Below are 12180 nucleotides of genomic sequence, written 5' to 3'. Positions count from 1 at the left end.
GGTCCCGGGAGGGGCCGCCCCTCACCGCTTCCCCACCCTTCCTGGGCGAATATGCTGGCCCGCATGACGAGTGAGCCGGAGCAGCAGTTCGGAGTGGGGACGCCCGATGCGTTCCAGCGCCTGTGGACGCCCCACCGGATGGCGTACATCCAGGGGGAGAACAAGCCCACCGGCCCGGGGGCGGGCGATGGCTGTCCGTTCTGCACCATCCCGGAGAAGTCCGACGAGGACGGCCTGATCATCGCGCGGGGTGAGCACGTCTACGCCGTGCTCAATCTCTACCCGTACAACGGCGGCCACCTCATGGTCGTGCCGTTCCGCCACGTCGCCGACTACACCGAACTGGACGCCGGGGAGACGGTGGAGCTGGCCGAGTTCACCAAGGCCGCCATGACCACGCTGCGAACCGCCTCCGGCGCACACGGTTTCAACATCGGGCTCAACCAGGGCTCCGTGGCGGGTGCCGGGATCGCCGCCCATCTGCACCAGCACGTGGTACCGCGCTGGGGCGGCGACACCAACTTCATGCCGGTGATCGGCAACACCAAGGTGCTGCCGCAACTGCTCGCCGACACCCGCCGGATGCTCGCCGACGCCTGGCCCCGGCCGTAGGACATTGGCCCCGGCCGGGCGCCGCCCGGCCGGCACATCGCGTGCGGACGTCGTACGGATCAGGCGCGTGGTACAGATCAGGCCTCGTGCGGATCACGCGTCGTACAGATCGGCCTTCTTGGGGGCCGCTTCCTGGACCTGGCCGCTGAGCGCCAGCGAGCGGTTGCCGAAGCGCTCGGTGTCGACGCCATGGTGCTTGAGCACACCGATCGCCGCCTCGTGGACCACCCGCAGCACGGGGGTGGCGGCGCGCAGCGCGTCGTCCGCCATGAAGCGGTGGCGCCAGGGCTTGTCCGCCCAGGCGTGACGCAGCCCGAACGGCTCGGGCAGCACCAGCTTGCCGCCCAGGTGGTCGAGGATCGGCGGATACCAGGTGAAGGGGGCGCGTGCGGTCAGCCGCACCACCTCCTTCGCGTCCACCAGCGGCAGCGGAACCGTCTTGGTCTCCCAGAACCGGAAGGTCTTGCTGACGGTCTTGGACGGCGCCGCCGGCTTGCTGGTGAACAGCGGGTGCACCGGCCCCAGAGCGTGCCCGGTGACCTCGATCCGCAGTGTCTTGTGCAGCAGGGTCACCGTGATCAGCAGCGTGATCACCAACTGGCCGTCCCACAGCACGAACTGCACACCCAGGTAGTGCCGGTCACCGGCGCCGAACTGCTGCTGGTCGCAGATCCGCTGGAGCTCGACGCCCTTTATCTGGAAGCCCTCCTCCTCGGAGGTGCCGCCGCGCTCGACCGCCTTGGCCCCCTCGCCGATCGGCGACACCACCCAGTGGCGCACCGAGGGAGTGGGGAAGCCACCGGTGTGCAGCGGGGTGCGCTCCAGCATCCGCAGCTGGTCATGGACCGCCCGTATCACGTCCCAGCTGCGGAAGGGGTCGATCTCCTTGTCCGGGTCGACGGAGACCAGGTCCTCGGCCAGCTGCCAGCTTCCCCATCGGGTGCCCATGCCCAATATGCCCTTGGGCCCGGCGTAGAAGACCACGTTGCTGTACTGCTCGGCGGTGAGCTTGTGCAGCGCCTTGCGCAGCTCCTCGGCGGAGGTCTGGCCCGGGTGGTTGGGCACGGTCTCGGGCACCTTGGCGCCCACTCCGCCGCCCGCCAGCAGCCCGCCCCAGGAGTCCCGCAGGTCCTTGGCGGTGCGCTCGCAGACCTGCTTGGCGATGTACCAGCCGATCACCGGGGCCACCACCACCCCGCGCAGATAGACGCCCCAGAAGCCGCCGAACGGCAGCTTGATCAGGAAGATGAGGGTGATCACGGTGAGCGCCACCAGCAGCGCCGTGCCGAGTGCTCCCATCCGCTTGTCCTGGGAACCGGCGACCGAGCGCCGCAACTGGAACGCGCCGAGCCACAGCAGCACCCCGGGGAGGAAGAGCAGCCCGAAGACCACCATGATGGCGGTGAGCCGGGTGTCCCGGGTCTTGCGGATGCGATTGGCCGCGAGGCAGTGCTCGACGACCGTCTGCGGCTCGGTGCCGAAGGACTGGATCACCTGGCCCCGGCCGCCACCGAGCATCCGCTGCTGGACGGCGCGGGAGAACGCCTCGCCCAGATTCGGCTCGAACAGCGATATCTTCGGCGCCTTGACCTCCGAGACCGTCCACTCCGAATTGGCGTCCAGCAGCTTGGCCACGGGGCCGTCGCGGTAGGCGGCCGAGGCGAGCGCCTGCGTCGCCGCCGTCTGCCCCGCAGCCCCCGACAGAGGCACCTGCGCCCCGGGACTGAAATCGAATCCGTCCGTCACCAACGCCCCCAATACCGCACGCCGCTTGCGCTGCGACCTCAGCGTATCGGGGGTGTGCACCACCTGTCGCCAGGGCGTGGTGGCCTGTGGACAACCACTCCCGCGAACGGCCGCCCGCCCCGGCGGAGTCGGGGCGGGCGGGTCGGCAACCAGGCCCTGTCCGGCGGATCTTATCGGGCCCGCGACGCCTGGCACCGCGCCCCCGGCTACCGCCGGGAGGTGCCCCCGGCTGCGTTGCCGGAGTCGCCCGGGCATCCACCGGACGAGACCTACGCGTCCGCGTACGCCCCTTCGCGGATCCGTTCGGCCAGCTGCTGCGGCATCGCCTCGTGCCGGGAGTAGGAGCGGCCGAACCGCCCGGTGCCGTGCGACAGCGACCGCAGATCGACGGCGTACCGCCCGATCTCGATCTCCGGCACCTCCGCCTTGATCAGGGTCTGGCCGCCGCCCGACTGCTCGGTGCCCACGACCCGGCCGCGGCGGCCGGACAGATCGCTCATGACCGCGCCCACGTAGTCGTCCGAGACCAGGACCGACACCTCGACCACCGGTTCCAGCAGATCGATCCGGGCGTCGGCGGCCGCCTCCCGCAGCGCGAGCGCGCCCGCCGTCTGGAACGCGGCGTCCGAGGAGTCCACCGAGTGGGCCTTGCCGTCGAGCAGTGTGATCCGCACATCGACCAGGGGGTAGCCCGCGGCGACGCCGCGGGCCGCCTGGCTGCGCACCCCCTTCTCGACGGACGGGATGAACTGCCGCGGTACAGCCCCGCCGACGACCTTGTCCACGAACTCGATGCCCGAGCCGCCCGGCAGCGGCTCCACCTCGATCTCGCAGATCGCGTACTGGCCGTGCCCGCCGGACTGTTTGACATGCCGTCCGCGTCCGGCGGCCTTGCCGCGGAAGGTCTCCCGCAGCGAGACCTTGTACGGCACCGCGTCCACCTGCACGCCGTACCGGCTGCGCAGCCGCTCCAGCGCGACATCCATATGGGCCTCGCCCAGACACCACAGCACCACCTGGTGGGTGTCCGGATTCTGCTCCAGCCGCATCGTCGGATCCTCGGCGACCAGCCGGGACAGCCCCAGCGACAGCTTGTCCTCGTCCGGTTTGCTGTGCGCCTGGATGGCGACGGGCAGCAGCGGATCGGGCATCTGCCAGGGCGCCATCAGCAGCGGGTCGTCCTTGGCGGACAGGGTGTCGCCGGTCTCGGCGCGGGTCAGCTTGGCCACACAGGCCAGATCGCCCGCGATGGCCTGGGGGAGCATCCGCTGCTGTTTGCCGAACGGCGAGGAGAGGGCGCCCACCCGCTCGTCCACGTCGTGGTCCTCATGGCCGCGGTCCTCCAGACCGTGCCCGGACACATGCACCGTCTCGTCCGGGCGCAGCGTTCCGGAGAACACCCGCACCAGGGAGATCCTGCCGACATACGGATCGGAGGAGGTCTTGACCACCTCGGCGGCCAGCGGCCCGTCCGGATCGCAGGTGAGCGCCGGACGCGGAACGCCCTCGGGGGTGGTGACCTCGGGCGCCTCGCGCTCCAGCGGGGTGGGGAAGCCGCCGGTGATCAGTTCCAGCAGCTCGGTGGTGCCCAGGCCCTGCTTGGAGCCCTCGGCGGCCGGGGCGGCGGCCAGCACGGGGTGGAAACTGCCGCGTGCGACGGCCTTCTCCAGGTCCTGGATGAGCGTCTTGACGTCGATCTCCTCACCGCCGAGATAGCGGTCCATCAAGGTCTCGTCCTCGCTCTCGGCGATGATCCCCTCGATGAGCCGGTTGCGGGCCTCCTCGACCAGCGGGAGCTGGTCCGGGCCGGGCGGCGTCTCGGTCCGTACGCCCGAGGAGTAGTCGAAGACCCGCTGGGAGAGCAGCCCGATCAGCCCGGTGACCGGGGCGTGGCCGTCCGGCGCCGGCTCGCCCCGCAGCGGCAGGTACAGCGGGAGCACCGCGTCCGGGTCGTCGCCGCCGAAGGACTCCCGGCACAGCTCGGTCATCTCCTCGAAGCTGGCGCGGGCGGCCTCCAGGTGTGTGATCACGATCGCGCGCGGCATTCCCACGGCCGCGCACTCGTCCCAGACCATCCGGGTGGCCCCGGCGATGCCCAGCGCGTCCTGGGCCGCCGAGACAACAAAAAGGGCCGCGTCCGCTGCCCGCAGACCGGCCCTCAGCTCCCCGACGAAATCGGCGTACCCCGGGGTGTCCAGGAGATTGATCTTCATCCCGCCCCATTCGACGGGGACCAGGGACAGCTGCACCGAACGCTGCTGCCGGTGCTCGATCTCGTCGTAGTCGGAGAGGCAGCCGCCGTCCTCGACCCTGCCCGCCCGATTGACCGCGCCCGTCGCCAGTGCGAGGGCCTCCACCAGCGTTGTCTTTCCCGTCCCGCTGTGGCCGACCAGCACCACGTTCCTCAGGGAGCTGGGCCGGTCGGCCGCCACTGCCCTTCCGGCGGCCCCTGGGTGCGTACTCGTTTTGTCGCCCATGTGTCTCGCCTCCCGGTCGACACCTCGCGATACTTCGAGCTTTCCACCGAGGTAACGGTGCGTCCATACGTCGCACATCCGGCCGTACCGCGGGCCCGGTGCGGGAGCGGGTGCGGGAGCTGTCCGACGGGTGCGCGGTGCCCCGGCGACGCCTGGCTACGATGGGCCCGCCGGGGGCCCCTTGACCATCCGGCCCAATCGACCCACCGGGAAGGCCATGCTGAACAAGTACGCGCGTGCATTCTTCACGCGTGTTCTCACACCGTTCGCCGCCCTGCTCATCCGTCTCGGGGTCAGCCCCGACGCGGTGACCCTCGTCGGAACGGGTGGTGTGATCACGGGCGCACTGGTCTTCTACCCCCGGGGGGAGTTCTTCTGGGGGACGGTGGTCATCACCCTCTTCGTCTTCTCCGACCTGGTCGACGGCAACATGGCCCGGCAACTGGGCCGCTCCAGCCGCTGGGGCGCGTTCCTGGACTCCACCCTCGACCGGGTCGCCGACGGCGCGATCTTCGGCGGTCTTGCGTTGTGGTACGCGGGGCGGGGCGACGACAATGTGCTGTGTGCGGTGACGATCTTCTGTCTCGCCAGCGGCCAGGTGGTCTCGTACACCAAGGCGCGCGGCGAGGCAATCGGCCTGCCGGTGAACGTCAACGGGCTCGTGGAGCGCGCCGAGCGGCTGGTGATCTCGCTGGTGGCCTGTGGCTTCTCCGGACTGCACAAGTTCGGGGTGCCGCATATCGACATCCTGCTGCCGATCGCGCTGTGGATCGTCGCCGTGGGCAGCGCGGTGACCCTGGCGCAGCGCGTGGTGACCGTGCGCCGCGAGGCCGCCGAGGCGGACGCCGAGGAGCGGACGGTGCCCCAGGGGGGCGAGGCCCGGTGAAGGACCGGCTGACCGACGCGCTCTACGGGCTGGGCTGGAGCACGGTCAAGAAGCTCCCCGAACCGGTCGCCGCGGGTCTCGGGCAGCGCATAGCCGATCAGGTGTGGAAGCGGCGAGGCAAGGGCGTGCTACGACTGGAGGCCAATCTGGCGCGGGTCGTCCCGGATGCCTCACCACGGCGGCTCGCGGAGCTGTCGCGTGCCGGGATGCGCTCCTACATGCGCTACTGGATGGAGTCCTTCCGGCTCCCGACCTGGAGCCCGGAGCGGATCCGCACCGGCTTCGACGTCGCGGACGTGCACCATCTGAAGGACGGGCTGGCCGACGGCCGGGGCGTGGTCCTCGCCCTGCCCCACATGGCCAACTACGACCTCGCCGGGGCCTGGGTCACCACCCGGCTCGGCGTGCCCTTCACCACCGTCGCCGAGCGGCTGAGGCCGGAGACGCTGTACGACCGCTTCGTGGCCTACCGCGAGGGCCTGGGCATGGAGGTGCTGCCCCACCAGGGCGGCAGCGCCTTCGGAACGCTGGCGCGGCGGCTGCGCGCGGGCGGACTGGTGTGCCTGGTCGCCGACCGCGACCTGTCCGCCTCGGGCGTGGAGGTCGAGTTCTTCGGCGAGCGGGCCAAGATGCCCGCCGGGCCCGCCCGGCTGGCGGTTCAGACCGGTGCCCTGCTGCTGCCGGTCACCCTTTGGTACGACGAGACCCCGGTCATGCGGGGGAGGGTGCACCCGCCGGTCGAGGTGCCCGCGTCCGGCACCAGCGCCGAGCGGGCGGCCGCGATGACCCAGGAGGTCGCCGACGTCTTCGCGGCGGGGATCGCCGAGCACCCCGAGGACTGGCATATGCTCCAGCGGCTGTGGCTCGCGGACCTGGAGCCGCGTCCGGCGGCCCGCTCCGCCGCCCGCCCGGTGACGGGGGCCCCCGACGGCTCCGGAACGGAGAAACGGTGAGGATCGGCATCGTCTGCCCGTACTCCTGGGACGTCCCAGGCGGCGTGCAGTTCCACATCCGCGACCTGGCCGAACATCTGATCCGGGGCGGCCACGAGGTCTCGGTGCTGGCCCCCGCGGACGACGAGACCCCGCTGCCGCCCTATGTCGTCTCCGCCGGACGCGCCGTGCCGGTGCCGTACAACGGCTCGGTGGCCCGGCTCAACTTCGGCTTCCTGTCCGCCGCGCGGGTGCGCCGCTGGCTACACGACGGCGCCTTCGACGTCATCCATATCCACGAGCCGACCTCGCCCTCGCTCGGCCTGCTCGCCTGCTGGGCGGCGCAGGGGCCCATCGTCGCCACCTTCCACACCTCCAACCCCCGCTCCCGCGCCATGATCGCCGCATATCCGATCCTCCAGCCCGCGCTGGAGAAGATCAGCGCGCGGATCGCGGTGAGCGAGTACGCCCGGCGGACGCTGGTCGAGCACCTGGGCGGCGACGCGGTGGTCATCCCCAACGGCGTCGACGTGGGCTTCTTCGCCGACGCCGAGCCCAAGGAGGAGTGGCGGGGCGACACGATCGGCTTCATCGGCCGGATCGACGAGCCCCGCAAGGGCCTCCCGGTGCTGATGCGCGCACTGCCGAAGATCTTCGAAGCGCGGCCGGGGGCCCGGCTGCTGGTCGCCGGGCGCGGTGACGAGAAGGAGGCGGTCGCGGGGCTGCCGGCGCGGATGCGGGAGCGCGTGGAGTTCCTGGGGATGGTCAGCGACGAGGACAAGGCGCGGCTGCTGCGCAGCGTCGACGTCTACGTCGCGCCCAACACCGGCGGTGAGAGCTTCGGGATCATCCTGGTCGAGGCCATGTCGGCGGGGGCCGCGGTCCTGGCCAGCGACCTGGACGCGTTCGGGCAGGTCCTGGACGGGGGAGCGGCGGGAGAGCTGTTCGCGGGCGGGGACGCCGACGCGCTCGCCGCGGCCGCCGTACGGCTGCTGGAGACCCCGGAGCGGGTGGCCGAGCTGCGGGAGCGGGGCCGCCGCCATGTGCGCCGCTTCGACTGGTCCACGGTCGGCGCGGACATCCTCGCGGTGTACGAGACGGTGACCGACGGCGCGGCGTCCGTGGCCGCCGACGACAAGGCCGGACTGCGCGCGCGGCTGGGCCTCGCCCGCGACTAGGCCCTGTCGGGCGGACCTGTGAGACGTAGCCCGTGCCCGGGCCGTCCGGCCGGTGCCGGTGCCGGTGCCGGTGCCTCTGCCTGTGCCCGAGATACGGCGTCGTGTGGGCCCGGGTCGGCGGCTGCGGGCCCGTGCGCGTACCCCCCTGCTGGCCGCCCGTACCCGGGGTCGGCGCCGCGTCCCGGGTGGGCCCTGCGCCCGTACGTTCGGCTGGCGCCGTCACCTGCGGGCCGGGGCCCGTGTTTCCGGGCTGGGGCCAGTGCCTGCGGCTGCGGCGTACGTCCCGGCCAGTCCGCGCCCCCGGGGCGTGCCCGGGGCGGGGCCTGCGTCCGTACCGCCGGGTGGCTTGTGCCCGCACCTCCGGGCCTGCGCCCGTACCGCGGGGGGCCTGGGGCCCGTGCCTGCGGGCTGGGGCCCGTGCGTATACCTCCCGACCAGTCTGCGCCCGGGGCTGTGCCCGGGGCGCGGCCCGCGTCCGTACGTCCGGCCCTGGGCCCGTGCCACCGGGCTTGGGGCCCGTGCCTGCGGGCTGGCGCCCGTGCCTGCGGGCTGGGCCCGGGGTCCGCTGTTCCGGGCCCGGGTTGCGTACTTCCCGGGCAGTCCGCGCCCCGGGGGGCGTGCCCGGGGCGGGGCCTGCGTCCGTACCGCCGGGTGGCTTGTGCCCGCACCTCCGGGCCTGCGCCCGTACCGCGGGGGGCCTGGGGCCCGTGCCTGCGGGCTGGGGCCCGTGCGTATACCTCCCGACCAGTCTGCGCCCGGGGCTGTGCCCGGGGCGCGGCCCGCGTCCGTACGTCCGGCCCTGGGCCCGTGCCACCGGGCTTGGGGCCCGTGCCTGCGGGCTGGCGCCCGTGCCTGCGGGCTGGGCCCGGGGTCCGCTGTTCCGGGCCCGGGTTGCGTACTTCCCGGGCAGTCCGCGCCCCGGGGGGCGTGCCCGGGGCGGGGCCTGCGTCCGTACCGCCGGGTGGCTTGTGCCCGCACCTCCGGGCCTGCGCCCGTACCGCGGGGGGCCTGGGGCCCGTGCCTGCGGGCTGGGGCCCGTGCGTATACCTCCCGACCAGTCTGCGCCCGGGGCTGTGCCCGGGGCGCGGCCCGCGTCCGTACGTCCGGCCCTGGGCCCGTGCCACCGGGCTTGGGGCCCGTGCCTGCGGGCTGGCGCCCGTGCCTGCGGGCTGGGCCCGGGGTCCGCTGTTCCGGGCCCGGGTTGCGTACTTCCCGGGCAGTCCGCGCCCCGGGGGGCGTGCCCGGGGCGGGGCCTGCGTCCGTACCGCCGGGTGGCTTGTGCCCGCACCTCCGGGCCTGCGCCCGTACCGCGGGGGGCCTGGGGCCCGTGCCTGCGGGCTGGGGCCCGTGCGTATACCTCCCGACCAGTCTGCGCCCGGGGCTGTGCCCGGGGCGCGGCCCGCGTCCGTACGTCCGGCCCTGGGCCCGTGCCACCGGGCTTGGGGCCCGTGCCTGCGAGCTGGCGCCCGTGCCTGCGGGCTGGGCCCGGGGTCCGCTGTTCCGGGCCCGGGTTGCGTACTTCCCGGGCAGTCCGCGCCCCGGGGGGCGTGCCCGGGGCGGGGCCTGCGTCCGTACCGCCGGGTGGCTTGTGCCCGCACCTCCGGGCCTGCGCCCGTACCGCCAGGCTCGCGCCCGTGCTTCCGGCTGTGACCGCGCTCGGGGTGCCGGGTCTCCTCCCACCCCGCCCCCACCCCGCCCCCACGGCGCTCAGCCGCGCTGACGTCGCGCGCCCGCGCCCGTGCGACGACCCCGGCGGGGCGGGGAGCCATGGGCACCCCCGATGGCAGGTGACAGGCGGTACCGTGGCGCGCCGTGAGCACATTGATCTGGATCGCGGCCGCGCTGGTCGTCATCGCCGTCTATCTGAGCTGGACCGCGGGCCGCCTCGACCGGCTGCACAGCCGGCTGGACGCGGCACGGGCGGCCCTGGACGCCCAGTTGCTGCGCCGCGCCTCGGTCGCCCAGGAGCTGGCCACCGCGGGAGTGCTCGACCCCGCCGCCTCGATGGTGCTGTACCAGGCCGCCCACGCCGCCCGGCAGTCCGAGGAGGAGCACCGGGAGGTCGCCGAGAGCGAGCTGAGCCAGGCGCTGCGGGCCGTCTTCGGGGAGAGCGCGCAGGTCGAGGTCGTACGGGAGGCGCCGGGCGGCGAGGAGGCGCTGGGCGAACTGACCGAGGCGGTACGGCGGGTGCCGATGGCCCGGCGGTTCCACAACGACGCGGTACGCGCGGCCCGGGCGCTGCGCCGCCACCGCAAGGTGCGCTGGTTCCGGCTGGCCGGGCACGCCCCGTTCCCGCTGGCCTTCGAGATGGACGACGAGCCGCCGGCCGCGCTGGCCGCCCGCGCCGGACACTGACCCGGCCGCCGCGGGGGCCAAACCGCCGCGGGGGCCAAACCGCCGCGGGCCTGGCCGGCCCGCCGGACCCGCTCGCCCCGCTCACCTGCGGTTCCGCCGCCTTCGAGCCACCGGCCGCCAATTGGCCCTTGCCGGGCCCGGCCCCCAGCCGCTTTTGTCATCCCTGTAGCACAGGCGCCTTCGACCTGGACCGAATGGCCGGGTCATGAACGGGTATCGAACGGCCCTACGATGGGCTCATCGCACTTTTCATCATCGAGTGAGGTCAAACCGTGTCCAGCACGCCCGCCAGCACGTCCAACTCCGAGGCTCCCGCGACCGGTACCGCCCGCGTCAAGCGCGGTATGGCCGAGCAGCTCAAGGGTGGCGTGATCATGGACGTCGTCACCCCTGAGGAAGCCAAGATCGCCGAGGACGCCGGTGCCGTCGCGGTCATGGCCCTCGAGCGGGTTCCGGCCGATATCCGCAAGGACGGCGGAGTGGCCCGGATGTCCGACCCGGACATGATCGACGGGATCATCAACGCGGTCTCCATCCCGGTCATGGCCAAGTCCCGGATCGGCCACTTCGTCGAGGCCCAGGTGCTCCAGTCCCTCGGCGTCGACTACATCGACGAGTCCGAGGTGCTCACCCCGGCCGACGAGGTCAACCACAGCGACAAGTGGTCCTTCACCACGCCGTTCGTCTGCGGCGCCACCAACCTGGGCGAGGCCCTGCGCCGGATCGCCGAGGGCGCGGCCATGATCCGCTCCAAGGGCGAGGCCGGCACCGGCAACGTGGTCGAGGCCGTGCGTCACCTGCGCCAGATCAAGGGCGAGATCGCCCGGCTGCGCGGCCTGGACAACCACGAGCTCTACGCGGCGGCCAAGGAGCTGCGCGCCCCGTACGAGCTGGTCCAGGAGGTCGCCGCGGTCGGCAAGCTGCCGGTCGTGCTGTTCTCCGCGGGCGGTGTGGCCACCCCGGCCGACGCCGCGCTGATGCGCCAGCTCGGCGCCGAGGGCGTGTTCGTCGGCTCCGGCATTTTCAAGTCCGGCGACCCGGCCCGGCGCGCCGCCGCGATCGTGAAGGCCACCACCTTCTACGACGACCCGAAGGTCATCGCGGATGTGTCCCGCGACCTCGGCGAGGCCATGGTCGGCATCAACTGCGACACCCTCCCCGAGAACGAGCGCTACGCCAAGCGCGGCTGGTAATCGGCCCCGCCCGCACCGGCACCACCCGGCACCACGCGTCCCGGCGGACGCGTGGTGCCCCTGACGTCCGAGAGGTCTTCGCTCCGTGTCTTCCTCGACTCCCGCGTCCGCGCCGTTCGCGCCGTCCGCATCGTCCACCGCCCCGTCGACGGCCGGTGACGCCCCCGTGATCGGTGTGCTCGCCCTCCAGGGCGACGTCCGCGAACACCTCGCCGCGCTCGCCGCGGCCGGGGCCCCGGCACGGCCCGTCCGCCGCCCCGAGGAACTGGCCGAGGTCGCCGGACTGGTGATCCCCGGTGGCGAGTCGACCACGATGTCCAAGCTGGCGGTCATCTTCGGACTGCTGGAGCCGCTGCGCGAGCGGGTGCGCGCGGGAATGCCGGTGTACGGCACCTGCGCGGGCATGATCATGGTCGCGGACAAGATCCTCGACGGCCGTGACGACCAGGAGACCATCGGCGGTATCGACATGATCGTCCGCCGTAACGCCTTCGGCCGTCAGAACGAGTCCTTCGAGGCCGGGATCGACGTCAAGGGCATCGACGGCGGCCCGGTCGAGGGCGTCTTCATCCGCGCGCCGTGGGTGGAGTCCGTGGGCGCCGCCGCCGAGGTGCTGGCGACGTTCGAGGGGCACACCGTCGCGGTCCGGCAGGGCCATGTCCTCGCGACGTCCTTCCACCCGGAGCTGACCGGTGACCACCGCGTCCACGCGCTCTTCGTGGACATGGTGCGGCAGTCCGGGCAAGCCTGAGCCCGGTAGGATCGCAGGCGTTCGTACAGCACTGGGTTACGCGAAGGAGA

Annotated in this window: 9 protein-coding genes; 7 read left to right on the top strand and 2 right to left on the bottom strand. The window is 73.0% G+C overall.

The window, feature by feature from the left end:
- The first annotated feature begins 51 nt into the window (after nt 1–51).
- A complete protein-coding gene (locus HUT19_RS07555) occupies nt 52–612 on the top strand; it encodes an HIT domain-containing protein (protein WP_176179717.1) in 561 nt (186 codons plus the stop codon).
- 93 nt (nt 613–705) lie between these two features.
- On the opposite strand, the gene HUT19_RS07550 is transcribed toward HUT19_RS07555, so the two are convergent.
- Together HUT19_RS07550 and HUT19_RS07545 are read right to left on the bottom strand one after the other, a co-directional pair.
- The gene (locus HUT19_RS07550) at nt 706–2358 is read right to left on the bottom strand and encodes a hypothetical protein (protein WP_176179716.1); all 1653 of its coding nucleotides are present in this window, start codon (nt 2356–2358) and stop codon (nt 706–708) included.
- 269 nt (nt 2359–2627) lie between these two features.
- A complete protein-coding gene (locus tag HUT19_RS07545) occupies nt 2628–4835 on the bottom strand; it encodes an elongation factor G-like protein EF-G2 (protein WP_176179715.1) in 2208 nt (735 codons plus the stop codon).
- A gap of 217 nt (nt 4836–5052) precedes the next feature.
- Between HUT19_RS07545 and pgsA the strand changes: the two genes are divergently transcribed.
- The 6 genes from pgsA to pdxT all read left to right on the top strand — a co-directional run bounded on the left by pgsA (nt 5053) and on the right by pdxT (nt 12130).
- The gene (pgsA, locus tag HUT19_RS07540) at nt 5053–5721 is read left to right on the top strand and encodes a phosphatidylinositol phosphate synthase (protein ID WP_176179714.1); all 669 of its coding nucleotides are present in this window, start codon (nt 5053–5055) and stop codon (nt 5719–5721) included.
- Nucleotides 5718–6674, top strand: a complete 957-nt coding sequence (locus tag HUT19_RS07535; RefSeq protein ID WP_176179713.1) for a phosphatidylinositol mannoside acyltransferase — start codon at nt 5718–5720, stop codon at nt 6672–6674. Before pgsA ends, HUT19_RS07535 begins: the two co-directional genes overlap by 4 nt.
- Complete coding sequence (locus HUT19_RS07530; protein ID WP_176179712.1) at nt 6671–7831, top strand: glycosyltransferase family 4 protein; 1161 nt, start codon at nt 6671–6673, stop codon at nt 7829–7831. The genes HUT19_RS07535 and HUT19_RS07530 overlap by 4 nt, the downstream gene beginning before the upstream one ends.
- A 1812-nt stretch (nt 7832–9643) precedes the next feature.
- Entirely contained in the window at nt 9644–10186 is a 543-nt protein-coding gene (locus tag HUT19_RS07525; RefSeq protein ID WP_176179711.1) for a hypothetical protein, read from the top strand.
- A 272-nt stretch (nt 10187–10458) separates the two neighbouring features.
- Nucleotides 10459–11379 carry a pyridoxal 5'-phosphate synthase lyase subunit PdxS gene (gene pdxS, locus HUT19_RS07520; protein WP_176179710.1) on the top strand — a complete coding sequence of 307 codons (921 nt, stop codon included), beginning with the start codon at nt 10459–10461 and terminating at the stop codon, nt 11377–11379.
- Nucleotides 11380–11545: 166 nt separating this feature from the next.
- Entirely contained in the window at nt 11546–12130 is a 585-nt protein-coding gene (gene pdxT / locus HUT19_RS07515; RefSeq protein ID WP_176186591.1) for a pyridoxal 5'-phosphate synthase glutaminase subunit PdxT, read from the top strand.
- Nucleotides 12131–12180 lie beyond the last annotated feature (50 nt).

Origin of the sequence: Streptomyces sp. NA02950, assembly GCF_013364155.1 — a bacterium.
Taxonomy (GTDB): Bacteria; Actinomycetota; Actinomycetes; order Streptomycetales; family Streptomycetaceae; genus Streptomyces.
The sequence above is the reverse complement of the archived record's forward strand: the minus strand, read 5'-3'. Positions and strand labels throughout refer to the sequence as shown.

Bases quoted from the DNA above. Each gene is read 5' to 3' on its own strand.
- HUT19_RS07545 (WP_176179715.1), bottom strand. From the start codon at position 4,835: ATGGGCGACAAAACGAGTACGCACCCAGGGGCCGCCGGAAGGGCAGTG.
- pgsA (WP_176179714.1), top strand. From the start codon at position 5,053: ATGCTGAACAAGTACGCGCGTGCATTCTTCACGCGTGTTCTCACACCG.
- HUT19_RS07555 (WP_176179717.1), top strand. From the start codon at position 52: ATGCTGGCCCGCATGACGAGTGAGCCGGAGCAGCAGTTCGGAGTGGGG.